The organism is Micromonospora alfalfae (assembly GCF_022230925.1).
In the GTDB taxonomy this organism is placed as follows: Bacteria; Actinomycetota; Actinomycetes; order Mycobacteriales; family Micromonosporaceae; genus Micromonospora; species Micromonospora alfalfae.
In genome coordinates, this window is sequence record NZ_JAKKFH010000001.1 from 332625 (window position 1) to 357207 (window position 24583).

Consider the following 24583-nt stretch of genomic DNA (forward strand, 5'->3'; position numbering starts at 1 on the left):
GTACTGCACAGCGGCACCCACCTGAACCATCGTTATATTCCCTGGGTGACTACCGAGACCGGGACCAACATGCACAGCACCGCGGGCAAGCTGGCGGACCTGGAGCGCCGGGTCGACGAGGCGGTGCACGCCGGGTCGGCCCGCGCCGTGGAGAAGCAGCACGCGCGCGGCAAGAAGACCGCCCGGGAGCGGATCGAGATGCTGCTCGACGAGGGCTCCTTCGTCGAACTCGACGAGCTGGCCCGGCACCGGTCCACTGCCTTCGGGCTGGAGCGGAACCGCCCGTACGGCGACGGTGTGGTCACCGGCTACGGCACGGTGGACGGCCGGCAGGTGTGCGTCTTCGCGCAGGACTTCACGGTCTTCGGTGGCTCGCTCGGCGAGGTCTTCGGCGAGAAGATCGTCAAGGTGATGGACCTGGCCATGAAGATCGGCTGCCCGGTGGTCGGCATCAACGACTCCGGCGGCGCGCGCATCCAGGAGGGTGTCGTCTCGCTCGGCCTCTACGGCGAGATCTTCTTCCGCAACGTACGGGCGTCCGGCGTCATCCCGCAGATCTCGCTGGTGATGGGGCCCTGTGCCGGCGGCGCCGTCTACTCCCCGGCGGTCACCGACTTCACAGTGATGGTCGACCAGACCTCGCACATGTTCATCACCGGCCCCGACGTGATCAAGACGGTGACGGGCGAGGACGTCGGCATGGAGGAGCTGGGCGGCGCCCGTACGCACAACTCCCGCAGCGGCAACGCGCACTACCTCGCCAGTGACGAGGAGGACGCTGTCGACTACGTCAAGGCACTGCTGTCGTACCTGCCGTCGAACAACCTCGACGAGCCGGTCGTCGTCGAGGCCCCCGCTTCGCTTGAGGTCACCGACGAGGACCGGGAGCTGGACACCCTGATCCCGGACTCGGCCAACCAGCCGTACGACATCCACACCGTCATCGAGCACGTCGTCGACGACGGGGAGTTCCTGGAGGTCCAGCCGCTCTACGCGCAGAACATCGTGGTCGGCTACGGCCGGGTCGAGGGGCGACCTGTCGGTGTGGTGGCCAACCAGCCGATGCACTTCGCCGGCACCCTGGACATCGCCGCCTCGGAGAAGGCCGCCCGGTTCGTCCGCACCTGCGACGCGTTCAACATCCCGGTGCTGACCTTCGTGGACGTGCCCGGCTTCCTGCCCGGCACGGGTCAGGAGTGGGACGGCATCATCCGCCGGGGCGCGAAGCTCATCTACGCGTACGCCGAGGCGACCGTCCCCAAGGTCACCGTGATCACCCGCAAGGCGTACGGCGGGGCGTACGACGTGATGGGCTCCAAGCACCTCGGCGCGGACCTGAACTTCGCCTGGCCGACAGCGCAGATCGCCGTGATGGGCGCGCAGGGCGCTGTGAACATCCTCTACCGCTCCGAGCTGGCCGGGGCCGAGGACCCGGCGGCGGTCCGGGCCGAGAAGATCGCCGAGTACGAGGACACCCTTGCCAACCCGTACGTGGCCGCCGAGCGCGGGTACATCGATTCGGTGATCGCTCCGCACGAGACGCGCACCCAGATCGTCCGGGCGCTGCGCGTCCTGCGGACCAAGCGGGAAACCCTGCCGCCCAAGAAGCACGGCAACATCCCGCTCTGAGGCTGGTCGATCCGCGCAACTTCACGAGAAGCTGCCTCCGGGCGGCGGGCAACAACCCCGAGGTTGCGCGGATCGACAGTGGTCAGCAGGCTGGGTTGGCGGCGACGCACATCCGGCGGGCGGCGACCTCCGCCAATCGGCGCAGGTCCAGCTCGGTGCCCGTCTGTCGGAGGCTAAGCACGGTGATCAGGTCGCCCACCCGGACCACCGCGGTAATGGTCGGCCGAGGTGGCGCGGCGATGGGCTTGCCCGTCTTCCGGTCGACGGGCTGCGAACCGGTGTGCCGCAGCAGCGCAGCCCCGTCACCGGCGAAGTCCCGCTGGGTCACCGCCCAGCGGTGCGTCGCCGACGCGGTGCCTGTTGCGCCCTGCGCCTTGTATTCGCCGACGCTGGTCCATTCGGCACACGGTGCGACCAGGTCGTCCATGGTGGCGAGAAGCTGAATGGAGGCGTCCGGAGTCAGCCGGTAGAGATCCTGCGTGACCAGACCATCGGACTGGGTGAGGACTGCCGCGGCGCGCTTCGGCACCAGGGTCTGCGAGCGGGACAGGATCGAATACTGCAAGCCGTCCGATCGCCCCTGACTGGTCCGGCAGGCACCGAGCATGCGGTCCAGCAGGACCGGCTCGCCCAGGCCCGACTGGCTGAGCTGCACGTCGACCTGCTGCGGCAGGTCAGCCGGTTGCAACAGGGCCTCGGTGGCGATCTCGTGCCGGGTCGGCGCGGCGGAGGGCGCGGCGGCCGGATGAACCGGCGGCGCAGACTTCCTCGGGGCGGCGACCGCCACCGCGGAAACCCCGGCGAGGGCCAGCACGACGGTGGCCACCACGATCTTGCGCTGGCCGCGGCGGCGGGCCCGGGAGCGGATCTCCTCCGGGCCGAGCCACCGCACGTCCTGCAGGTCCCGCTGGATCTGTTCGACGAACGTCGGGTCGTCACGCATCGGTAGCCTCCTCCAGATCAGAGACGGCGAGCAGGCCGGCGAGCGCGGTACGCCCCCGGGAGAGACGGGCCTTGACGGTGCCCACCGGGGCCGCGGTCTCCCGCGCGACCTCGGCGACCGGCATGCCAACCAGGTAGTACAGGGCGATGGCGACGCGTTGCTCCTCAGGCAGTCGACGCAGGGCGGCGACCACGGCGACCGTGTCGGTGCCCGGCCCGGGAACGGTCTCGGTGGCCCCGTGTCGCAGGTAGGCGCGGGCGCGGCTACGCAGGCTGCGCCACCGGCTCACGGCGATCCGGCTGGCCACCACCCGCACCCACGCCTCCGGGTCGTCGTACGCGCTGATTGTCGACCAGCGCTGCCACGCCCGGACGTACGCCTCCTGCACGGCGTCCTGCGCCTCACCCCGATCGCCGGTTAGGGCGTAGACGAACCCGAGGAGTCGTTGCCGACTCCCCCGGTAGAACTCGTCGAACCCGTCGACGTCCGGCACCCGCTACCTCCCCGTGTCGGTCGCTGGGAACACGCACCGGCAAGGGCCGTTGGTTGCCCGGTCAGGCGATCGACTTTTCCAGCTCGCTGAGTGGGAACGCGCCGGCCCCGATCCGCTCCCGGACCGCCCGGCGTACGGCCCGCTGCACGGCGACGTTGACCGGCGTCGGTACGCCGTGCAACCGGCCGAGCAGCGCGATCTCCCCGTTGAGGTGGTCGACCTCGGTCGAGCCGGTGCCCCGGGCCAGACTCTGCCAGGTGGAGCCACCGGAACGGGCCTCGCCGTCGACAGGGCGCTGCCCGACCAGATCGCCGCGTTCGGCCTTCTCCTCCTCCGGCGAGGTGTGCGCGATGCCGGCGGCGGCGAGCGCGGCGACGCCCTCGGCGCGTACCCGCTCGACCAGCGTGTCCGGGATGTCCCGGCCGAGCAACGCCTGGAGGCCGTTACCGAGGTTGCTGAGCAGCTTGCCGTACTTCCAGCGCAGCACGTCGGCGCGGACCGGGGCGACGAACCCGGCGGCGGTCAGGTCCGTGGCGATCCCCCGGTCGGTGTCGTCGACGCCCCCCGGGTACCGCCCGATGTGGAGCATCCCGGGATGCGGGTACCCGTTGGCGACCACCACGCCCGGGTCCAGGTGGGTGGCCGGCAGCCAGACGCAGACCGGGTGCACGTCGGCGAAGAGGCGCAGCGCGGCCCGCTCGTTGGCCACCCCGTTCTGTGCGGTCACCAGCGGCAGACGTTCGCCCGCCGTGCCGCCGCCGACCACCGGCGCGTCCACCCAGGCAGCCAACGCGCCGGCCGTGTCCTGCGACTTCACGGTGAGGATCAGCACTGTGTCCGCCGGCAGCGGCTGGTCACTGGGCCGGTCCACCGCGGCGAGCCGGGCGGTGACCTCACCGTCGGGCTGCCGCAATCTCAGACCCCGCGCGCGGATCGCGTCCAGGTGGGCGCCCCGGGCCACCACTGTCACGTCCCGGTCGGCCTGGGCCAGCCGTACGCCGATGGTCCCGCCGACCGCACCCGCCCCGATGATCACGTATCGCATGCCCAAATCCTCCCCTCCCCACCCTGCCCCGCCCACGCCCCACGCCCCACGCCCCACGCCGTCGATCATGGAGTTGTGGTGCCCGAATGAGGACTGATCGCGGTTTTTGTGGCCCACCGCAACTCCATGATCGACCCGGGCGGCGGGCGGGACTGTCAGGGGTTGGGGAGGAACGGGCCGGCGAGCAGGAGCGCGCCGGCGATCAGGGCCGCCAGGTTGACCAGGGCGAAGACACTCACCCAGAAGAACGCCGGGAACGGGGTGAGGCCGGCGAGTTGGTCGGCGTCCGAGGCGGGCATCCGGCCCCGCGAACGCAGCCGTTGCAGCTCGACCACCGGCCGCACCCCACCGAGCAGCAGAAACCACACCCCGGTGTACGCGAAAGCGGCCTGGACCTGCGGCGTCGCGTACCACGAGACGGCGAACACCAGCGCGCCGGTGACCAGCAGCGACACCACGCCGAAGACGTTGCGGATCATGACGAGCATGGCCAACAGCAGCGCCACGGCCACCCAGAGCAGCAGGGTGATCCGGTTGCCGCCGAGAAGCCAGGCGCCGGCCAGCCCGACCAGCGGCGGCGCGACGTATCCGGCGAGCAGGGTGAGGATCATGCCCGGCCCGGTGGGACGGCCGGCGGAGAGCGTCAGCCCGGACGTGTCCGAATGCAACCGGATGCCGCGCAACTTGCGGCCGGTGAGCAGGGCGACCAGGGCGTGCCCGCCCTCGTGCGCGATGGTGATGGCGTTACGGGCGATCCGCCACGGCAGCCGAGTGGAGACCACCACCAGTGCTACGGCCCCGGTGATCAGCACCAGTAGCGCTGGCGGGTCCGGCTGCGCGCCGAACAGCGTGTCCCACAGGTCGCCCAGACCGTCGATCGACATCATGGGGCGCGAGCCTACCGGCGGCGTTCCGTGTCGCTCCCGAGGCACCGGCTCCTATCCGGTGAAAGTATCGGGTGGCGAGTGAAGCGGGAGGCGGACGCAGGTGAGCGCAGCCCCCTGGAGTCGCACGTCGGCCTGTGGACCGAGGCCGACTACTTCGCCCTGGGCGAGACGTCCGACCGGATCGAACTGCTCGTCGGCAGCCTGCTGGTCAGCCCTGCACCGAGCCGACGGCACCAGCGGGTGTCGCGCCAGCTGGCAAACAGCATCGAGGCCGGGACGACCAATGGCCGTCGATGAAGCTTTCTTCAGTCGCACTTGTGATCTAGGGCACTTATCTCCAAAGATGGGTGTCGATAGAGCGACGTCCTTGGAGGAACTCATGGCCCGTACCTCATCAACGCTGCGCCGCGCGCTCGCGGCCAGCCTCACCGTCCTCGCCACCGCGGCGGCGGCCCTGGTAGCGACCGCCGGACCGGCGGCCGCAGCCACCACACCCGGTGTCGACGTGTCCCGCTACCAGGGCAGCATCAACTGGACCAGTGTCCGCAACGCGGGCATCCAGTTCGCCTTCATCAAGGCGACCGAGGGCACCAGCTACAAGGACCCGAACTTCAACGCCAACTACGTCAACGCGTACAACGCCGGGGTGATCCGCGGGGCGTACCACTTCGCCCGCCCGAACATCTCCGCCGGCTCCACCCAGGCCAACTACCTGGCCTCCAACGGCGGGGCCTGGTCCGCCGACAGCCGCACCCTGCCGGCCGCGCTGGACATCGAGGGCAACCCGTACGCCGGCGGCTACTGCTACGGGCTCAGCACGACCGGGATGCGCAACTGGGTGCAGGACTTCCTGAACACCTACCGCTCCCGCACCGGCCGGTACGCGGTCATCTACACCACCACGAGCTGGTGGAACCAGTGCACCGGCAGCTGGACCGGCCCGTGGGCGAACCACCCGCTCTGGCTGGCCCGCTGGTCGAGCACCCCCGGCGCCCTGCCGGCCGGCGCGCCGGTGTGGAGCTTCTGGCAGTACACGAGCACCGGCGCGGTCTCCGGGATCAGCGGCAACGTGGACCGCAACTACTGGAACGGTGACCGGAGCCGCCTGATCGCGTTGGCCAACAACACCTGACCGGGCCGTTGGCGGCAGCGGGATCGACTGTCACCACACGGTCGACAATCGGTCCGGCTGCCGCCACACCACCGGTCACGGGTCAGGCCCGCCGCCGGCTCAGGGCCGGCACCACAGCGTCCTCACGAGCCAGGGCACCCCGGCGGGGCATCCGCCAGGCGGCAACGCCAAAACCGGCAACGATCACGACGCCGAGCAGTGCGACGAGCACCGAAACCCCCGCGCTGACCAGCAACAGGATCGCGTCGCCGAGCGCCACGAGCATCCACAGTGCCAGCCGGGGCCGAGCGTCCCTCCGTCGGTAACCCATGTCGTGCCTCCTTCCGTCGTCAAAGGTCAATTACCCACGACGACGCAAGGTCATGCGAATCAGTTTCAGTCCTGGCGGTCGGGCACGAAACCCTTGGCGATCCGGTCGAAGTTCGGCAGGTTGGCCTGCCAGTCCTTCTCCGCGATCTCCCACCGCAGCGCGTAGCCCCGGTTGCTGGCCGTCACGAACCCCCGGTTGCGGACGTGGATCCGCTGCCCGTCCCGGGTCTCCAGCCACTCCCAGTCCGCACAGGTCTTCCAGAAGTTGCAGCGCACGATGTCTAGGTACTGATAGTTGGTGACTTCGTTCTTGCGGCCGCCCTCGATGCTCTTCCAGTCGGCGTATGCGTCCTTCTTCGGCGTGGGGGTCCACTGGACGAGCAGCTCCCCCGGCCCGTTGGACTCGTCGAAGACGACAGTGTTCCGACCAGCGTCGCGGCGCACCCAACCATCGGGAATCGGCAGGGAGAAGCCTTCGGGGTCCTTGTGCAGCTTCCAGCCCGCCGGCAGCGCGTTCGGGTCGGCCGAGGGGGTGGCCGAGGTCGACGGGCTGGGGGCACCGGTAGTGGGCGACGCTGGCGCGGAAGCGGAGGTCGGCGCGGCCCCCGAGGTCGCGGCAGCACCGGTCGGGTTGGCCTGCGGGGTCTTGGGGTCGTCCTTGGTGAGCATCGGCACGACCACCACGAGGCCGATCAGCAGCAGGGCGACCACGGCACCGATCAGCAGGTTGCGTCTGGTGTTGTCCGGCTTCGTGCCGTCCGAGGGCGGCACCGGCGCTCGGCCGGCCGGGCTCAGCGGCGGCATCAGCGACGTCGGCGTGGTCGGCTTGCGCTGCTCCGGAGCCACTGGCGGGCCGTCGACAACAGTCGGCTCGTCGTCGACGTTCGTCGTACCGTCGCCGCTCGTGTCGGGCGCGCCGCTCGTGTCGGGCGCGCCGCTCGTGTCGGGCGCTGCCGTGACCTTCGCGGTCGGGTCGGCAGCGGACGGACGGTCGATCGTGGCGGTCGGCTCGGCCGGCGCCGCCGCGGTCGACTCGCCCGACACCAGGGCGGTCGGGTCGGCGGCCGCACCGGAGGAAACGACGGCCGTCGGCGTGGCATCGGCGGCTGGGGTCGCGGCGGCAGCAGAGGTGGCAGCTGAGGTGGCAGCTGAGGTGGTCGCGGCGGCGGCCGGTGGCGGCGACACCGGCCGGTCGACACTCTCGGCCGGTCGCGGGGCCGGCACCACCGGCAGGCGCGGCTCGCGCGGACCGTTCGGCCCGGGCCGGCGTACGCCATCGAGCAGTGAGATCCCGCGCGACCGCTTGCCCCCGGCGCGACGCAGCAAGCGCTCCGCCACCTCGGCGGTGATCCGCTCGTTCGGGTCCTTGCGCAGCAGCCCGTTGAGGACGGCCTTCAGCGGACCGGCGTTCTTCGGTGGCGGAATCGGCTCGGTGGCCAACGCGGCCAGGGTGCCGATCGCCGACGGTCGGGCGTACGGCGACTTGCCCTCGACAGCCGCGTAGAGCGTCGCGCCCAGCGACCACAGGTCGGCCTCCGGACCGGCGGTGCCGTCCCGGGCCCGCTCCGGCGAGATGTACGCCGGCGAGCCGAGCACCATGCCGGTGCGGGTCACGTTGGGGTCGCCGGGGATCGTGGCGAGACCGAAATCGGTCAGCACCACCCGGCCGTCGTCGCCGAGCAGCACGTTGCCGGGCTTCACGTCGCGGTGCATGACACCCGCCTTGTGCGCGGCGCTGAGCGCACCCAGCACGCCCAGGCCGATCTCCACAGTGCGGGCCACCGACACCGGGCCGTCCTCGGCGAGAGTGTCCTGCAACGACCTCGACGCCACGTACTCCATGACGATCCACGGATCGCCGTCGGTGCGCAGCACGTCGAAGATGCGGACGACGTTGGCGTGGTTGAGCCGGGCGATGGCCCGCGCCTCCCGCAACGAACGCTCGCGCATCTCGCGGCGCTCCTCGTCGGTGAGACCGGGCGGCGGCACCAACTCCTTGATGGCGACGTCCCGGTGCAGCACCTCGTCGCGCGCCTTCCACACTCGGCCCATGCCGCCCTGGCCGAGCGGCGACAGGAGCCGGTATCGGTCAGCGACGAGTTGGGGAAGCGCGTTCGACATCGGTGAGACGGTACCCGGACCCGCTGACGCTCACACCGCCGGCACGCCACTGTGCGGTCCCCGTAACTTTCGGCCGCGTACCCTGGCGGCATGTCTGCCGAAGAGCCGCTGTTCCGGGTCGTCCGCGGCGTGCCCACCGCCGAGGAGTTGGCCGCTCTGGTGGGGGCGATCATCGTCCGAACCCGACCGGCCGCCACCCCCGCGCCGGTGACCGCGTCCGCATGGGCGCGCAGCAGTCGACCGGGCAACTCCCGCGGCTGGCGCGCCGCCGGCCTGCCCCGCTGACCCGACACCCACCACGTACGGGGGCTGTCAGGGTGGCGTTGAGCCGTTAACCTCACTCAGGGAAACGGTGCCGCTACGGGTAGGGAGGATCCATGATCCCCGAAGAGGACCGGCCAGCACCCTGGCTACGCGGTTACGGCGGCATCGAAGCCGACATCAGCCAGCTCAGAGAGTTCGCCGACCGGCTCGCCGCTGAGGTTGAGAGCAACTACGCGCCGCACCTGTCGTACATCGCCGAAGACATGTCAGCGAAGGTGCCCAACCCCTGCGACGCCTTCATCGAGCTGGTCACCTTCCTGCACGCGCACCACGAGACGCAGCAGGCCACCGCCGACATGGTGTACGCCGTCCGAGGCGCCACCGGCCACCTGGCCGCCGCCGCCGACCAGGTCGCCACCCACTACGCCGACAGCGACGCCTTCACCGCCGCCCGAGTGGTGGACGTGCAACGAGCCCTCGCCAACCCTTTGAACATGCTGCCCGGCGGCCCCACGTCGATGCTGACCGACCCGACCGGTCCCGACACCGAAGGACCGGTGGTGTTGCCGTGATCGAACGGGGCACCGGCCGCACCTCCGGCCTCACCGACTGGCACCTCATGGACGTCAACAGCATGTGGGCCTGCCTCCAGGACCACGACACCACCAACCACTGGAAACAGGTCGCCGGCTGGCGCAAGGTCTGCGACCTGGCACAAACCCACCTCGGCCGCCTCCAGCAGTACCGACGCGGACTCGCCGAGGCATGGCCCCCCGAGACCAGCGCCGCCTCCCGCACGTACCTCGCCGAACTCGACGCACTCATCGACAAGGTGCAGCGCACCCACGACGCCGCCGCCGCGAACTACACCGCACTCTCCGCCGCAACCCAGGCCATCGGCACCACCCGCGCCGCACTCCGCAAGATCCACGAGGAGTACGCGACCAAATTCCAGCAGAAGCAGGCGTACGAGTCGATGGTCGCCGACCCGAAAGCGGTAATGGGCAACCGGACTACCACGCCGCCTGTTGCTGACGGGGAACTGGAACGGCTCAACGTGCAGGCCCGATCCATGATGTTCAGCCTGAGCGGCGAACTCCAGCAAGCCCAAGCCACCCTCCAAAAACCACCCGCAGCGCGGCCCCCGGTTCAGTCCGGAGATCCCGATGCGTTAACTGCCGCCCCTACTGCACCAATCATTCCGCCGATCATTCCGATACCAATGCCGACCGGCGGTAATCGTGCGGCGAGCCGGATCGCACCACCGGACGTGGCTGCACCAATTCCCCAGACGCAGGGAGTTGGACCAGTGCTGGGTGGAGCGGGAAGCGGCCTCACAAACAATCCCACTACAATAAACACAGGAAGCACAGTCCCCCCGGCGCCGGCCGCGCACCCTGGACTTGGCCCCCTGCCGCCCAACACGCCGATCTCGCCCCGCCCCATAACGACACCCAGTTCGGGCGGACATACGCCTACCGGCAGCGTCAGTCGGCCCCAAGCCCTGCATCCGACACCGCCAGCGCGTTCAAGTCCTCCAAGTGGAATTATCGGCGGCTTGCCCACTGGGGGCGTCGCCCCGCTAGGACCGAACACGGCTCAGCCTCGAAAGGTCAACCCAATTGGCGGTGTGATTGGAGGTGGCGGTGCCGGCACCGGGCCCACCGGGGGTGCCGGGTCTCGCCCGGGCAGCGGTCGAACATTTAACTCCGCCCATGGCGGCCCTGCTCCGATCGGTGGTGCGCCTTCGCTAGGCGGCAATCCAGGAATTGGACTGCCACCTGGGCGGCAGCGGCAGCAACAACAATTCCCCGCGGACTCCAACCCTCGCTGGGATCCGGACAATCCATGGGAGACAGATCAAGGGGTGAACCCCATCGTCCGCCCTGGAAATGAGCAAGGCCCAATAGACCCTGGGCCGGCCATCGGCTTCAATCGTTGAGCATGGGACTCAGCGCACCACTCGCGGCAGTCTACGCGCTACTAGCGATAGCAGCACCAGTAGTAGCGCCTGCCCCCGCAAGCCCCGCAGCAGGTGCTGCTCTAATTCGACGCGAGCAATGGCACCTTGACTACTTGAAGATACTCGAGGCTCAAGGCATAAATCGCGGCAACGGAGTTGTGGTCGCCGTCCCAGATACGGGGGTTGATCCCCATCCCGACCTCCGCAAGAACCTGCTTCCAGGAACGGACGTCATTCCTGGCGGAAACGGTGAAGGCACAAAAGATTTGGACAGTCATGGCACATCCATGGCTGGACTTATTGCAGCTCACGGCCAAGGCGGAAACTCCGGAGCTCTGGGCATAGCACCAGAATCGAAGATACTGCCGATCTTCGATTCACCGCCGAACGGGGACGGCCAGCCTGACGATTTGGCGCGGGGAATCAATTATGCGATCGCGAACGGTGCAGACGTAATAAGCATCTCGTCTGTGGGCGGAAGTAGCTCGAGACTACGTGAAGCCATCCGGAGCGCCCTCGACGCAGATATCGTCATTGTGGCCGGTGTTGGTAATCTTCCCCGAGATCAAGGCGTCGGCTATCCAGCCAGCGAAGAGGGTGTTATCGCGGTTGGGGGTGTCGATCGCACTGGACAACACGCTGCCATATCCGTCACCGGGCCGAAGATCGATGTGGTCGCTCCTGCGGTCGACATCTATAGCACCAGCTACGACGGGAAATACTCGAAGGGGACTGGCACCTCGAGCGCGACGGCGATCGTGGCGGGTGCGGCTGCGTTGATCAGGTCCAAGTACCCGCATCTGCCCGCCCGGGAGGTGGCGCACCGGCTCACGGCTACCGCCATCGACAAGGGCCCTCCTGGGCGTGACGACGAGTACGGCTATGGAGTGATCGATCTTGTGGCGGCGTTGACGGCAGACGTACCGCCGCTCGGGTTTGAATCGGTGAGCGCTCCGGCCGGTGCTGGCCCGACCACGACGGCTGCCGCTCAGCCGGGTGATGGGAGCGATGGCGCAACCGCGCGCGGCCTGGCCACGCTCGGGGTGCTCGTGGCTGCCGGGGTCGGGTGGGCCGTGATAGCGCGGCGACGGCGGCGTGGTGATGATCCGCCGCCCAGAATCAGTCGCTGATCGATCAACGAAGCGGTGATCCACTCGACTTTCAGGAAACCGCGGTGTCCGGGGCGAGGGGATACCGCGTCTTTCTGAAAGTCGAGTGGATCAAGGCCGCCCGGCCACCGAGCCGCCCGACCACCAGCCCGATTGACCACCGAGCCGCACGACCACCAGCCCGAACGACTACCGGGCCGAACGACCACCGAGCCGCACCACGCCAGGCCGACCGGGCGGCGACCGGGTGGTGGGTGCTGGGCGGGGTGTCGGTCTTGGTGGGGGGCTGGGCGGTAACGTCGGGCTGGTGTCTGAGACTTTGCCGCTTCGCCTCGTGCTCGCATCGGCGAGCCCTGCCCGTCGTAAGTTGCTCCAGGCTGCCGGCGTCGAGCCCGAGGTGCTGGTCAGTGGGGTGGACGAGTCCCTGGTGGTGACCGAGCAGGCCGAGGAGTTGTGCCTGGAGTTGGCTCGCCTGAAGGCACAGGCGGTGTTGACCCGGCTGAACGCGACCGCCGATCAGCGGACGTTGGTGATCGGCTGCGACTCGGTGCTCGCCTTCGACGGGGAGATCCTCGGCAAGCCGGCGGATGCGGCGGACGCGACCCGGCGGTGGCTGCGGATGCGGGGACGCAGCGGCGTGCTGCACAGCGGGCACTGCCTGGTCGACGCTACTGCGGGTCGGCGGGCGGAGGCTGTCGCGTCGACCACTGTCCACTTCGCTGACGTCAGTGACGACGAGATCGCCGCGTACGTGGCCACTGGTGAGCCGCTGGCGGTGGCCGGCGCGTTCACGATCGACGGGCTGGGTGGGCCGTTCGTGGAACGGATCGAGGGTGACCCGGGGACGGTGGTCGGGTTGTCGATGCCGCTGTTGCGCCGGCTCCTCGCCGAGTTGGATCTGCGGATCACCGACCTGTGGACGACTGTCGCGCCGGGCGGCCAGATGGTCGAGCCGCTCGGTAACGTCCGGTCATGACCACCAAGTCGATCCCGCTCACCGACGAGCTGCACGCCTATCTGGTCGCACACGGCTCCCCGCCGGACGAGATCATCAGTGACCTGGCCGAGGAGACCCGGTCGGTGTTGCCGGAGCACGCCGCCATGCAGGTGGCTCCGGAGCAGGCCGCGTTCCTGACGTTCCTCACCCGGCTGCTCGACGTGCGGCAGGCCGTCGAGGTCGGCACGTTCACCGGGCTTTCGTCGCTGGCGATCGCCCGCGGGTTGCCCGAGGGCGGGCGACTGACCTGTTTCGACATCTCCGAGGAGTTCACCGGCATCGCCCGGCGCTACTGGGCGCGGGCCGGCGTGCAGGATCTGATCGACCTCCGCATCGGTCCGGCTGCGGACGGGCTGCGGGAGTTGCCGCACGAGCGGCACTTGGACTTCGCGTTCATCGACGCGGACAAGACCGGCTACCCGATCTACTGGGCGGAGTTGGTGCCCAGGATGCGCCCGGGTGGGGTGATCGCCGTCGACAACGTGTTGCGGGGAGGCCGGGTGATCGCCCCGCAGGACGCTGGCGACCGGGCCATCGCCGCGTTCAACGACGAGGTTCTCGCGGACGTGCGGGTGGACCCGGTGATGCTGCCGATCGCGGACGGCCTCACCCTCGCCCGGGTCCGCTGACCGCCGACCGCCGACAACCGCCGACAACCGCCGACAACCGCCGACAACCGCCGACCGCCGACCGCCGGCAACCGCTGAACACGGTATTGGGGTGTCCCCACCAGGGGACACCCCAACATCAAGGAACAGCGAAAGTCGGCGTCAGCGGACGCTGCGGGCGAACTGGCGGGCGGCCCAGTAGACGCCCAGCGCGGCGAGGACCGCGGTGATGCTGAGGCCCTGCCAGACCTTGTCGCTGCCCAGGTCACCGGCGAACAGCGCCCGGGTGCCATCGACCGCCCAGGAGAACGGGTTCCAGTTGGCGATGCCCTGCAACCAGCCGGGTGCGAAGGTCAGCGGCAGCAGGATGCCGGAGAGCAGCAGCACCGGCTGAGCCACTGTGTTCATCAGCGGGGCCAGCGCATCCTCGCTCTTGACCTTGAGGGCGACGCCGTAGGAGACGGCCGAGGTCATGAGGGCGATCAGGGCAAGCATCAGGTACGCCAGCAGCAGGTCCCCGATGAACACCCGCAGGTCGAAGATGAGCGCCAGGAGCGTGATGATGACCGCCTGCACCAGGAGCGAGACCACGTCGCGCAGCGAGCGGCCGAGCAGCAGGGCGAGCCGGCTGATCGGGGTGACCCGGGAGCGTTCGATGACGCCGGCTCGCAGCTCGGCGATCAGGCCGAAGCCCTGGAACAGGCCACCGAAGATGGCCAGCAGCACCAGTAGACCCGGTACGAAGATCTTGTAGGCGGCCGCCTGGGTGGGTGCGTTCAGTGCGGGCTTGAGCAGCGGGGCGAAGAGCAGCAGGTACATGACCGGCTGGAACACGCCGACGAAGACCCAGACCGGGTTGCGTAGCAGGAGTTGGATCTGGCGCTGGAAGATCAGCCACGTGTCACGGGCGAATTTCATGAGAGTCGTCTCCGGTGGTCAGGACTCGCGCAGCGAGCGGCCGGTCTTGGTGAGGAAGACGTCGTCCAGGCTGGGTCGGTGCAGCTCGATCGAGCGCAGCTCCAGCCCGGCGTGGTCGAGTCGGCGCAGCACCTGCGGAATGGCTGTGGCGCCCTCGTCGACGTAGAGGCGCAGGCCGCCCTCGTCGACAGTCTCCAGCTTGTTGACGTACGGCTCGCCGTCGAGCGTCTGGGCGGCCTGCGGGGTGGCGGCCAGGTCGAGACCGACCAGCACCACGTCGCCGGAGATCTCCCGCTTGAGCTCGGTCGGCGTGCCCTCGGCCACGACCTCGCCGTTGTCCATGATTGCGATCCGGTCGCAGAGGGCGTCGGCCTCGTCCAGGTAGTGCGTGGTGATGAAGACGGTCATCCCGTCGGCGCGGAGCCGGCGGATCTCGTCCCACATGTGGGCGCGGCTCTGCGGGTCGAGGCCGGTGGTCGGCTCGTCTAGGAAGACGATCTTCGGCTCGTGGATGATGCCGAGGGCGATCTCCACCCGGCGCCGCTGGCCGCCGGAGTAGGTCTTGCACTTGCGGTCGGCGTACTCGGTGAGCTGGAAGGCGTCCAGCGCGCGGGCGGCGCGCCGCTGCGCGTCGGCCTTGCTGATGCCGTACATCCGGGCGTGCAGCACCAGTTCCTCGCGGGCGGTGGACTCGTCCCAGGTGCTGCCGCCCTGCGGGACGTACCCGATGCGGCGGCGCACCTCGGCCGGGTCCTTGCGCAGGTCCGCGCCCGCGATGGTGGCCTCGCCGCCGTCCGGCTCGATCAGTGTGGCGAGCATCCGCAGCGTGGTGGTCTTGCCGGCGCCGTTCGGGCCGAGGAAGCCGAAGATCTCGCCCTTGGCAACGTCAAGGTCGACGCCCCGCACGGCGTCCACCGTCTTCGTCTCTCGACCCGCGCGGGAGCGGAACGACTTCCGCAGCCCCCTGGTCTCGATCATTTCTGCTCCTGGTCGTTCGGGCCGGTCGGGCCGGCCGTCGAGTGGGACGACGCCGGACGGCGCACTCCCCCGCTGTGCCGCCAGCAGGCTAACGCGATATAGCTTTTTTAGTCAACGTTGATTATTCCGCGTCGGTGTCGGACGGCTCCACGCCGTCCCGCCACCCCGACCAACCCTGCGCTTCATCCAGCTCAGCAGGCAGGTACGACACTCCGGAATCGATCCGCTCGGCGATCCGCTCGCACCAGCTCATCTCCGCCTCCGCTCGCGCCGACCACAGCTCGAACATCCAGCCCACGTGCGCAGGCTTGCGGTTGCGCACCCAGTCCGACTCCAGCGAGGCGCGCATGGATTCGACGCCGGCGCGCAGCAGGTTGGCACGGTTACGCAGGGCGGCGGCCGCCTCGGCGCGCGGCATGGCCGGCAGGAAGGAGAAGGCCGCCACGAACGGGTCGGCGGGCTCGCTGATGGTCCACCAGGAGTTACGCAGCAGCGTCTCGAACTCGTCCTCCCCCTTGACCGTCACCTCGTAGGTGGTCCGCGCCGGACGGGCGCCCACCTGCTCGGTCGCGACGGCGCGGAGCAGCCCTTCCTCGGTGAGCTTGCGCAGGGCGTGATAGATCGATCCGGGCTGTATGTTCGCCCACTTGTCGGCGCTCCAGCTCAGCAGCTCACGGCGCACGTCGTAGCCGTGCACGGGCTGCATCCACCGCACCAGACCGAGAATCATCATCCGAGTCGAAGACACCCGATAAGCGTAATAGCCAAGTTTGACTAAACCGTGGCGGGCGCAGTGCGGCATCCCACACTGAGCGATCGTTAGGGCCGCCGTGGGCGGCCGATACACTCCCCGTCAGTAACCTGCCCGGGAGGAGCCACGAAGGTGCGCAAGGTACTCATCGCCAACCGCGGCGAGATCGCCGTCCGGGTGATCCGCGCGTGCCGCGACGCCGACCTGGGCAGCGTCGCCGTGTACGCGGACTCCGACCGCGACGCCCTGCACGCCACCCTCGCGGACGAGGCGTACGCGCTCGGCGGGGACAGCGCCACCGAGACCTACCTGCGCATCGACAAGCTGCTCGACGTCGCCGCTCGGGCCGGCGCCGACGCCGTACACCCGGGTTATGGCTTCCTCAGTGAGAACGCCGACTTCGCCCAGGCCGTCATCGACGCCGGGCTGACCTGGATCGGCCCCACCCCCCAGGCCATCCGCGACCTGGGCGACAAGGTCACCGCCCGGCACATCGCCCAGCGGGCCGGCGCACCGTTGGTCCCCGGCACCCCGGACCCGGTGGCCAGCCCGGACGAGGTGATGGCCTTCGCCGTCGACCACGGCCTGCCGGTCGCCATCAAGGCCGCCTTCGGTGGCGGTGGGCGCGGCCTCAAGGTCGCCCGCACGATGGAGGAGATCCCCCAGCTTTTCGAGTCGGCCACCCGCGAGGCGGTCGCGGCGTTCGGTCGGGGCGAGTGCTTCGTCGAGCGGTACCTCGACCAGCCCAGGCACGTCGAGGCGCAGGTCCTCGCCGACCAGCACGGCAACGTGATCGTGGTGGGCACCCGGGACTGCTCGTTGCAGCGACGTCACCAGAAGCTCGTCGAGGAGGCGCCCGCGCCGTTCCTCAGCGACGCCCAGCGCGCGCAGATCCACGAGAGCGCCAAGGCGATCTGCCGCGAAGCCGGCTACCACGGCGCCGGCACTGTGGAATACCTGGTCGGCGTCGACGGCACCATCTCCTTTCTGGAGGTCAACACCCGACTCCAGGTCGAGCACCCGGTCACCGAGGAGACCGCCGGCATCGACCTGGTCCGCGAGCAGTTCCGGATCGCCGACGGCGAGAAGCTGCGGATCACCGAGGATCCGACGCCGCGCGGGCACGCGATCGAGTTCCGGATCAACGGCGAGGACCCGGGCCGCAACTTCCTGCCCGCCCCCGGCACTGTCACCGCGCTTCGCCTGCCCAGCGGGCCGGGTGTGCGGGTCGACACCGGCATCTCGGCCGGCGACGTGATCGGCGGCAACTTCGACTCACTGCTCGCCAAGGTGATCATCACGGGTGAGACGCGGACCGAGGCGCTGGAGCGCGCCCGCCGCGCGTTGGACGAGATGGTCCTCGACGGGATGGCCACCGCGCTGCCGTTCCACCGGCTCGTGGTGCGGGACGAGGCGTTCACCGCCGAGCCGTTCACAGTGCACACTCGGTGGATCGAGACCGAGTTCCACAACACGGTGCCGCCGTTCACCGCCGCCGCCGGCGCCGCCGAGGCGCCGGCCGAACGCGACACCGTCGTGGTCGAGGTGGGCGGCAAGCGCATCGAGGTCAGCCTCCCCGCCGGCTTCGGCGGGAGTACGACCACAGCGGCACCCGCCGCCCGTAAGCCGACCCGGCGCGGCGGCGGCGCCAAGGCCGGTGCTCCGGTCGGCGGCGACGCGCTCACCTCGCCGATGCAGGGCACCATCGTCAAGATCGCGGTGGCGGACGGCGACACAGTGGCCGAGGGCGACCTGGTAGTGGTGCTGGAGGCGATGAAGATGGAGCAGCCGCTGCACGCGCACAAGGCGGGTACGGTCAGCGGTCTCAGCGCCGAGGTCGGCGCCGTGATCACTGCCGGTGCCCCCATCTGCACCATCGCCTGAGCCATCCGGCTGGCGCTCAGCGCAGGGCTTCGGCGGCGACCGTGCGGACGGCGGCGGTCAGGGCGTTCAGCACGTCCGACTCCAGCCGCCAGTGCTGCCAGTACAGCGGGACGTCGAGGTGTCGGCCCGGCACGAGGTCGACGCAACGACCGGCGGTCAGGTCGGCCTCGGCGAGCTGTTCCGGCACCAGACTCCAGCCCAACCCGAGCCGGGTCGCCTCGCTGAACGCCGGCACCGACGGTACGTAGTGCACCGGCGGGTCGAGCGGCCGACCGACCACCGCTCGGATGAACCGGTGCTGCACCCGGTCCTTCCGGTCGAAGACCAACAGCGGGGTGCTCGCCAGCGCGGCTGCGGTGAATCCTCCGGCGAAGTGGGACGCCGCGAATTCCGGGTTGGCCACCGCGCGGTAGCGCATGGCCCCGAGCCGCAGCACCCGGCAGCCCTGCACGGCGTCCCGCTGGGCGGTGACCGCCGCCGTCACCGAACCGTCGCGGAGCAGCTCGGCGGTGTGGTCCTGATCGTCCTGCCGCAGGTCGAACGAGAGCCCGGCCCGCTGCGGCAACCGGGCCAGCGCGGCGGGAAACCAGGTGGCCAGCGAGTCCGCGTTGACCACCACGGCGACGCGGATCCGACCACCGCCGGCCAGCGGGCCGCGGGCATCGGCCAGCGCCTCCCGTTCGAGCAGCGCGAGCTGGCCGGCCAGGCGCAGCAGCGGACGGCCGGCGTCGGTTGCCACGCACGGACGGGCGCGGCGGACCAGCACCTGGCCGACTGTCTCCTCCAGCGCCTTGATCCGTTGGCTCACCGCTGACGGCGTGACGTGCAGCAGCCGGGCCGCCGCGTCGAAGCTGCCCTCCGCCACCACCGCCGCGAGCGTCCGTAGCTGCGCCGAGTCGAGACCATCCATTAGCTGAGCTTAAGTTGCGTCAGAATCTTTAGTTGGACTGGTGGCCGTCGACGGTCCTAGCGTCGACTCCGTGCTCACCTCCGCCGTCGCCGGCTTCTCGATCTCCATCGCGCTCATCGTCGCCATCGGCGCCCAGAACGCCTTCGTGCTGAGACAGGGCCTGCGCCGCGAGCACGTCGTACCCGTGGTGCTGACCTGCGCCGCTTCGGACGCGCTGCTGATCATGGCGGGAGTGGCCGGGGTCGGTTCGCTGGTGACCGGCCGACCGGGCCTGCTGACGGCGATCCGCTGGGGCGGCGCGGCCTTCCTGCTCTGCTACGCGGGGCTCGCCGCCCGCCGCGCCCTGCGTCCCGGCGCCCTGCTGCCCACCGAACGGCCGCCGGCCACGTTGGCAGCGACGCTGCTCGCCTGCGCCGCCTTCACCTACCTGAACCCGCACGTCTACCTGGACACCGTGCTGCTCCTGGGCAGCGTGGCCCAACAACACCCGCACCGGTGGGTCTTCGGCGCCGGCGCCACCCTGGCCAGTGTGGTCTGGTTCACCGCGCTCGGCGTCGGCGCGCAGCGCCTCGCACCGCTGCTCGCCCGCGCCGTCGCCTGGCGGGTGCTGGACGCGGTCATCGCGGTCGTCATGGCCGGGCTCGCCGTGGCGCTCCTGCTGGGCTGACCGGTTCGTACCCGGCCGGCCTCGCCGTGGCATCTTCCGCACTGCTGCCCGGCTCCTGCGGCGAGCACCGACGACGCCACCGGACCAGGACCAACGACGATGCGAGTGTTTTCCACTACCACCGGCGGTGGAACTCGCCATGAGCGGGAATGATTGCCCGGTGCGGTTCCTTCACGGCGCGGCTCCCGCGCACGACCTGACCTATACCGACGTCTTCATGGCGCCGGCCCGCTCCGACCTTGGCTCCCGACTCGACGTCGACCTCTCCACCGGCGACGGCACCGGCACCACCATTCCGCTGGTGGTGTCGAACATGACAGCGGTCGCCGGACGGCGGATGGCGGAAACGGTCGCCCGCCGAGGTGCCATCACGGTGATTCCGCAGGACATTCCGATCGAGGTGGTGGCGAATGTCGTCGCCTGGGTCAAGCAGCGCCACCTGGTCTACGACACGCCCATCACGCTGGGCCCGACCGAGACCGTGGGCGATGCCATCCACCTGCTGCCCAAGCGCTCGCACGGTGCGGTGATAGTGGTCGACGACGCCGGCCGGCCGATGGGTGTGGTCACCGAGGCGGACACCACCGGCGTGGACCGCTTCGCGCAGTTGCGCCACGTGATGTCCACCGAGCTGCACACCGTCCCGGCGGACGCGGATCCTCGTACCGGTTTCGATCTGCTCTCGGCCGGCCGTCGCCGACTCGCCCCGGTGGTGGACGCCGAGGGTCGGCTGGTCGGGGTGCTGACCCGACAGGGCGCGTTGCGCGCCACCCTCTACACGCCGGCCGTGGACGACCGGGGTCGGCTTCGGATCGCGGCCGCCGTCGGGATCAACGGAGACGTGACCGGCAAGGCCTCGGCGCTGCTGGAGGCGGGGGTGGACACGTTGGTGGTGGACACCGCGCACGGCCACCAGGCACGGATGATCTCCGCACTTCAGGCGGTCCGGAAGCTGGACCCGGGGGTGCCGGTGGCGGCCGGCAACGTGGTCACCGCCGAGGGCGTACGCGACCTGGTGGAGGCGGGGGCGGACATCATCAAGGTCGGCGTCGGCCCGGGGGCGATGTGCACCACCCGGATGATGACCGGCGTGGGTCGACCGCAGTTCTCCGCGGTGCTCGACTGCGCGGCCGCCGCCCGCCAACTGGGCCGGCACGTGTGGGCCGACGGCGGGGTGCGACACCCCCGGGACGTGGCGCTCGCGCTCGCCGCCGGCGCGTCGAACGTGATGATCGGCTCCTGGTTCGCCGGCACCTACGAGTCCCCCGGTGACCTGTACACCGACGCGGACGGCCGGCGGTACAAGGAGAGCTTCGGAATGGCCTCGGCTCGGGCGGTCAGCGCCCGAACCGCCGACGACAGCCCGTACGACAGGGCCCGCAAGGCGGTGTTCGAGGAGGGCATCTCCTCGGCCCGGATGCACCTGGACCCGGCCCGCCCCGGTGTCGAGGACCTGATCGACGAGATCATCGCGGGGGTACGCAGCGCCTTCACCTACGCCGGCGCACGGGACCTGACCCAGTTCCACGAGCGGGCCATCGTCGGCGTGCAGAGCGCCGCCGGCTTCACCGAAGGAATGCCCCTCCCCACCAGCTGGTAACCCCCCACCCCCCACCCTTGTTGATCATGAAGTTATTGCCTCCCGCAGCGGCGTGTCGTGGCAATAACTTCATGATCAACCGGTGAGGAGGTGGGGTGGGGGTGGGGTTGGGGGGTTAGGGCGCCAGTCGGCGTAGGACTGTGCGGGCTGCGTCGCGAGGGTTGTCGCCCACCCGGTCGGGTAGTACGCCGGCCAGCCAGAGGGTGGCGAAACCGTGCGCGATCGACCAGGCCGCGAGCGCGTCCCGGCCGGGGTCGACGGGCGCACTGCCGGTGGGTAGCGCCGCCACCCCGGCGCGAAGTACGGCACCGGCCCGGCCCCGGGCGGCGATCAGCTCGGCGTCGTCGGCCCGATAGAACTCCGGCCGGAACATCACCTCGAAGTACGCGCGGCGCGTGACGGCGAAGTCGACGTAGGCGACGCCAGCCTCCAGCGGATCGCCATCCGCCGCGGTCAACGCCTGGGCCAGCAGATCGAAGCCCTGCGCGGCGAGCGCGGTGAGCAGGCCCGCCTTGTCGCCGAAATGGTGTGCGGGCGCGGCGTGCGAGACACCGGCCCGACGGGCCAGATCGCGCAGGCTCAACGCGGCGGGCCCCACCTCATCGATGGCCTCCAACGCTGCGGCGAGCAGGGCGCGGCGCAGGTCGCCGTGGTGGTAGGTGCGCGAGTCGGTCACCCCCCGATCCTAATCTTGCCATTGACAAGATGTCACTCCATCGTGCAATCTTGCCACTGACAAGTTCACCAGGAGGAGGATTCCGATGGCACCCCTGATCGCCCTGATCGCCGGCACCGCACTGGCCCGACTCGCCGGCCTGGCCGGCATCACCGCACTCGACGGCTGGATCGCCGCGCTGCGCGTCGGGCTGGCCGTGATGTTCGCGCTGACCGCCGTCGCGCACTTCGCAGGACGGCGCCGCGCCGGATTGATCGCGATGGTCCCGCCCCGACTGCCCCGGCCGGATCTGCTGGTCACCGTCACCGGCGTGCTGGAGCTGATCGGCGCGGTCGGCCTGCTGCTCCCGGCGACCGCCAGGGTGGCGGCGGCCGGACTCGGCCTGCTCATGCTCGCCATGTTTCCGGCCAACGTCTCGGCCGCCCGTCGGCAGCTGACCCTCGCCGGCCGACCGGTCACCCCGCTCGGGCAGCGCACCGCAATGCAGGTCGTGTTCGTGGCCGCCGCCACGGCAATTTCGTTTGGTGCCTGACTATCAGGGGGCTAATCTACTTTTCGTGGAACTCGTGACCCTCCAGGACGTGCCGCTCGGCCGACTGTTGGTGGTGGCCGGGCACCTGGTCGGGCAGCGGTGGAACCGCTACCTCGCCGAGGAGCACGGCCTCACCCAGGCCGGCATGATCACCCTGATGACGCTCGCCCGGCACGGCGAGCTACCCCACCGGAAGGTCGCCGAGAAGGGGTTCGTCCGCCCGGCGACCCTGACCGGCATCGTCGACACGCTCGAGCGCGACGGTCTGGTCGAGCGGCAGCGCGACGACAGCGACCGACGCAGCATCCGACTCGCCATCACACCCGCCGGGCGGGAACGGGTGGCCGCGCTCGGCGCGCTCATGCACTCCGGACGGCCCCTCACCTCGGTCGACGCAGACCCGGCGAAGGCCCAGGTGATCCGGGAGTTCCTGCTTGAGGTCATCGGCAGCGGAGACGACCCGCGGATGACCGGACGCCCTACCGAAACGAAGGACCCGGCGTGCTGATCCGACTCCTGCGCGGCCAACTGCGCACCTATCAGAGACCGTTGCTGGCGGTCGTGCTGCTCCAGTTCGTGGGCACCATGGCCTCGCTCTACCTGCCCAGCCTCAACGCGGACATCATCGACCAGGGTGTGGCCCGCGGCGACACCGACTACATCGTGCGTACCGGCGGTTGGATGCTGCTGGTCAGCCTGATCCAGATCGTCTGCTCGATCGCCGCCGTCTACCTGGGCGCCCGGGTCGCGATGGGCTTCGGTCGCGACGTACGCGCCGAACTGTTCGGGCACGTCAACCGCTTCTCCGCCCGCGAGGTGGCCCGGTTCGGGGCACCGTCGCTGATCACCCGCAACACCAACGACGTGCAGCAGGTGCAGATGCTCGTGCTGATGAGCTGCACGATGCTCGTCGCCGCACCGATCATGAGCGTCGGCGGCGTGTTCATGGCGTTGCGTGAGGACGTCGGGCTCTCCTGGCTGATGCTGGTCAGCGTGCCGGTGCTGGCCATCGCCCTCGGCGCGATCATCCGTCGGATGGTGCCGGGCTTCCGGCTGATGCAGACCCGCATCGACACCGTCAACCGGGTGCTACGGGAGCAGATCACCGGCATCCGGGTGGTCCGCGCGTTCGTCCGGGAGCCGTACGAGACGGACCGCTTCGCCGTCGCCAACGCCGACCTGACAGCGACCGCGCTGCGTACCGGTCGATTGCTGGCGTTGATCTTCCCGGTGGTCATGCTGGTGCTGAACGTCTCCAGCGTGGCGGTGCTCTGGTTCGGCGCGCAGCGGGTGGACGCCGGCGCGATCCAGGTCGGCGCGCTCACCGCGTTCCTGCAGTACCTGATGCAGATCCTGATGGCGGTCATGATGGCCACCTTCATGCTGATGATGGTGCCGAGGGCGGCGGTCTGCGCCGAGCGGATCGTCGAGGTGCTGGACACCGACTCGTCGGTGGTCCCGGCCGCCGCGCCGGTCACCGAGCTGCCCACCCGAGCCGAGCTGGAGCTGCGCGGGGTGCGCTTCCAGTACCCGGGCGCTGTGGAGCCGGTGCTGCGCGACATCTCCTTCCGGGCGACACCGGGCACCACCACGGCGATCATCGGCAGCACCGGCGCGGGCAAGACGACGCTGCTGTCGCTGATCCCCCGCCTGGTCGACGTCAGCGACGGCGCGGTGCTGGTCGACGGGGTGGACGTGCGGGAGTTGGCGCCGGACGAGCTGTGGCGACGCATCGGCCTGGTGCCGCAGCGGCCGTATCTGTTCACCGGAACGGTCGCCAGCAACCTGCGCTACGGCAACCCGGACGCCACCGACGAGGAGCTGTGGACGGCGCTGGAGATCGCCCAGGCCCGGGACTTCGTGGCCCAGATGCCCGGCGGGCTGGACGCCCCGATCGCGCAGGGCGGCACCACGGTCTCCGGTGGGCAGCGGCAGCGCCTGGCCATCGCCCGGGCCCTGGTCCGGCAACCGGAGATCTACCTCTTCGACGACTCGTTCTCCGCGCTCGACCTGGGCACCGACGCGCGGCTGCGAGCGGCCCTGCGGCCGGTCACCGCACAGGCGGCTGTGGTCATCGTGGCCCAGCGGGTCTCCACGATCATCGACGCCGATCAGATCATCGTCCTGGAAAACGGAGGGGTCGTCGGAGTGGGACGACATGCGGAGT

The 24583-nt window shown here is 70.0% G+C and carries 25 protein-coding genes; 14 read left to right on the plus strand and 11 right to left on the minus strand.

What is annotated here, in order from left to right; genetic code table 11:
* Nucleotides 1-45: 45 nt before the first annotated feature.
* Nucleotides 46-1629, plus strand: a complete 1584-nt coding sequence (locus tag MED01_RS01525; protein WP_238666715.1) for an acyl-CoA carboxylase subunit beta — start codon at nucleotides 46-48, stop codon at nucleotides 1627-1629.
* Nucleotides 1630-1711: 82 nt separating this feature from the next.
* Here MED01_RS01525 and MED01_RS01530 read toward each other — a convergent pair whose 3' ends face one another.
* The 4 genes from MED01_RS01530 to MED01_RS01545 form a co-directional block, all read right to left on the minus strand.
* Entirely contained in the window at nucleotides 1712-2572 is an 861-nt protein-coding gene (locus MED01_RS01530) for a hypothetical protein (protein WP_238666716.1), read from the minus strand.
* Entirely contained in the window at nucleotides 2565-3065 is a 501-nt protein-coding gene (locus MED01_RS01535) for a SigE family RNA polymerase sigma factor (RefSeq protein ID WP_238666717.1), read from the minus strand. Before MED01_RS01535 ends, MED01_RS01530 begins: the two co-directional genes overlap by 8 nt.
* A gap of 61 nt (nucleotides 3066-3126) precedes the next feature.
* Nucleotides 3127-4110 (minus strand): ketopantoate reductase family protein, encoded by a 984-nt coding sequence (locus MED01_RS01540; protein ID WP_238666719.1) that lies wholly within the window; start codon nucleotides 4108-4110, stop codon nucleotides 3127-3129.
* A 155-nt stretch (nucleotides 4111-4265) separates the two neighbouring features.
* Nucleotides 4266-4997, minus strand: a complete 732-nt coding sequence (locus MED01_RS01545) for a M50 family metallopeptidase (protein ID WP_238666720.1) — start codon at nucleotides 4995-4997, stop codon at nucleotides 4266-4268.
* 78 nt (nucleotides 4998-5075) lie between these two features.
* On the opposite strand from MED01_RS01545, the gene MED01_RS01550 reads away from it, so the two are divergent.
* Nucleotides 5076-5294 carry a hypothetical protein gene (locus MED01_RS01550; RefSeq protein WP_238666721.1) on the plus strand — a complete coding sequence of 73 codons (219 nt, stop codon included), beginning with the start codon at nucleotides 5076-5078 and terminating at the stop codon, nucleotides 5292-5294.
* An 82-nt stretch (nucleotides 5295-5376) separates the two neighbouring features.
* Nucleotides 5377-6129: a GH25 family lysozyme gene (locus tag MED01_RS01555; RefSeq protein WP_238666722.1), complete on the plus strand. Its 753-nt coding sequence runs from the start codon at nucleotides 5377-5379 to the stop codon at nucleotides 6127-6129.
* Between the two features lie 82 nt (nucleotides 6130-6211).
* Here MED01_RS01555 and MED01_RS01560 read toward each other — a convergent pair whose 3' ends face one another.
* Both MED01_RS01560 and MED01_RS01565 read right to left on the minus strand, forming a co-directional pair.
* Complete coding sequence (locus MED01_RS01560) at nucleotides 6212-6439, minus strand: hypothetical protein (RefSeq protein ID WP_238666724.1); 228 nt, start codon at nucleotides 6437-6439, stop codon at nucleotides 6212-6214.
* A gap of 65 nt (nucleotides 6440-6504) precedes the next feature.
* The gene (locus MED01_RS01565) at nucleotides 6505-8559 is read right to left on the minus strand and encodes a serine/threonine-protein kinase (RefSeq protein WP_238666726.1); all 2055 of its coding nucleotides are present in this window, start codon (nucleotides 8557-8559) and stop codon (nucleotides 6505-6507) included.
* Nucleotides 8560-8649: 90 nt separating this feature from the next.
* On the opposite strand from MED01_RS01565, the gene MED01_RS01570 reads away from it, so the two are divergent.
* The 5 genes from MED01_RS01570 (at nucleotide 8650) to MED01_RS01595 (ending at nucleotide 13521) form a co-directional block, all read left to right on the plus strand.
* Nucleotides 8650-8844 carry an acyl-CoA carboxylase subunit epsilon gene (locus MED01_RS01570; protein ID WP_238666728.1) on the plus strand — a complete coding sequence of 65 codons (195 nt, stop codon included), beginning with the start codon at nucleotides 8650-8652 and terminating at the stop codon, nucleotides 8842-8844.
* Between the two features lie 92 nt (nucleotides 8845-8936).
* Nucleotides 8937-9395, plus strand: a complete 459-nt coding sequence (locus MED01_RS01575; protein ID WP_238666729.1) for a hypothetical protein — start codon at nucleotides 8937-8939, stop codon at nucleotides 9393-9395.
* Nucleotides 9396-10767: 1372 nt separating this feature from the next.
* The gene (gene mycP, locus MED01_RS01585; protein WP_308193389.1) at nucleotides 10768-11916 is read left to right on the plus strand and encodes a type VII secretion-associated serine protease mycosin; all 1149 of its coding nucleotides are present in this window, start codon (nucleotides 10768-10770) and stop codon (nucleotides 11914-11916) included.
* A 286-nt stretch (nucleotides 11917-12202) separates the two neighbouring features.
* On the plus strand, nucleotides 12203-12871 hold the full coding sequence (locus tag MED01_RS01590; protein ID WP_238666731.1) for a Maf family protein: 669 nt from the start codon (nucleotides 12203-12205) through the stop codon (nucleotides 12869-12871).
* A complete protein-coding gene (locus MED01_RS01595; protein WP_238666732.1) occupies nucleotides 12868-13521 on the plus strand; it encodes an O-methyltransferase in 654 nt (217 codons plus the stop codon). Before MED01_RS01590 ends, MED01_RS01595 begins: the two co-directional genes overlap by 4 nt.
* A gap of 141 nt (nucleotides 13522-13662) precedes the next feature.
* Here the strand turns inward: MED01_RS01595 and MED01_RS01600 are convergent, their stop codons facing one another.
* The 3 genes from MED01_RS01600 to MED01_RS01610 all read right to left on the minus strand — a co-directional run bounded on the left by MED01_RS01600 (nucleotide 13663) and on the right by MED01_RS01610 (nucleotide 16129).
* Nucleotides 13663-14418 carry an ABC transporter permease gene (locus tag MED01_RS01600; RefSeq protein ID WP_124823257.1) on the minus strand — a complete coding sequence of 252 codons (756 nt, stop codon included), beginning with the start codon at nucleotides 14416-14418 and terminating at the stop codon, nucleotides 13663-13665.
* A gap of 18 nt (nucleotides 14419-14436) precedes the next feature.
* The gene (locus MED01_RS01605; protein WP_112601935.1) at nucleotides 14437-15396 is read right to left on the minus strand and encodes an ATP-binding cassette domain-containing protein; all 960 of its coding nucleotides are present in this window, start codon (nucleotides 15394-15396) and stop codon (nucleotides 14437-14439) included.
* Between the two features lie 121 nt (nucleotides 15397-15517).
* The gene (locus MED01_RS01610; RefSeq protein WP_238666765.1) at nucleotides 15518-16129 is read right to left on the minus strand and encodes a PadR family transcriptional regulator; all 612 of its coding nucleotides are present in this window, start codon (nucleotides 16127-16129) and stop codon (nucleotides 15518-15520) included.
* A gap of 150 nt (nucleotides 16130-16279) precedes the next feature.
* Between MED01_RS01610 and MED01_RS01615 the strand changes: the two genes are divergently transcribed.
* Nucleotides 16280-18031: an acetyl/propionyl/methylcrotonyl-CoA carboxylase subunit alpha gene (locus MED01_RS01615; protein WP_238666734.1), complete on the plus strand. Its 1752-nt coding sequence runs from the start codon at nucleotides 16280-16282 to the stop codon at nucleotides 18029-18031.
* 16 nt (nucleotides 18032-18047) lie between these two features.
* Here MED01_RS01615 and MED01_RS01620 read toward each other — a convergent pair whose 3' ends face one another.
* Nucleotides 18048-18941, minus strand: coding sequence for a LysR family transcriptional regulator ArgP (locus tag MED01_RS01620; protein WP_238666736.1), 894 nt, complete (start codon nucleotides 18939-18941; stop codon nucleotides 18048-18050).
* 70 nt (nucleotides 18942-19011) lie between these two features.
* On the opposite strand from MED01_RS01620, the gene MED01_RS01625 reads away from it, so the two are divergent.
* Both MED01_RS01625 and MED01_RS01630 read left to right on the plus strand, forming a co-directional pair.
* Nucleotides 19012-19608: a LysE/ArgO family amino acid transporter gene (locus MED01_RS01625; RefSeq protein ID WP_238666738.1), complete on the plus strand. Its 597-nt coding sequence runs from the start codon at nucleotides 19012-19014 to the stop codon at nucleotides 19606-19608.
* A 160-nt stretch (nucleotides 19609-19768) separates the two neighbouring features.
* Nucleotides 19769-21208, plus strand: a complete 1440-nt coding sequence (locus MED01_RS01630) for a GuaB1 family IMP dehydrogenase-related protein (RefSeq protein ID WP_238666740.1) — start codon at nucleotides 19769-19771, stop codon at nucleotides 21206-21208.
* A gap of 115 nt (nucleotides 21209-21323) precedes the next feature.
* Here the strand turns inward: MED01_RS01630 and MED01_RS01635 are convergent, their stop codons facing one another.
* On the minus strand, nucleotides 21324-21884 hold the full coding sequence (locus tag MED01_RS01635) for a TetR/AcrR family transcriptional regulator (RefSeq protein ID WP_238666741.1): 561 nt from the start codon (nucleotides 21882-21884) through the stop codon (nucleotides 21324-21326).
* Between the two features lie 85 nt (nucleotides 21885-21969).
* Between MED01_RS01635 and MED01_RS01640 the strand changes: the two genes are divergently transcribed.
* The 3 genes from MED01_RS01640 to MED01_RS01650 form a co-directional block, all read left to right on the plus strand.
* A complete protein-coding gene (locus MED01_RS01640; protein WP_238666742.1) occupies nucleotides 21970-22416 on the plus strand; it encodes a DoxX family protein in 447 nt (148 codons plus the stop codon).
* Between the two features lie 25 nt (nucleotides 22417-22441).
* Entirely contained in the window at nucleotides 22442-22924 is a 483-nt protein-coding gene (locus MED01_RS01645; RefSeq protein WP_124776542.1) for a MarR family winged helix-turn-helix transcriptional regulator, read from the plus strand.
* Nucleotides 22918-24583 (plus strand): ABC transporter ATP-binding protein (locus MED01_RS01650; RefSeq protein ID WP_238666743.1); only part of this gene is annotated, 1666 nt, incomplete at its 3' end. The genes MED01_RS01645 and MED01_RS01650, both read left to right, overlap by 7 nt.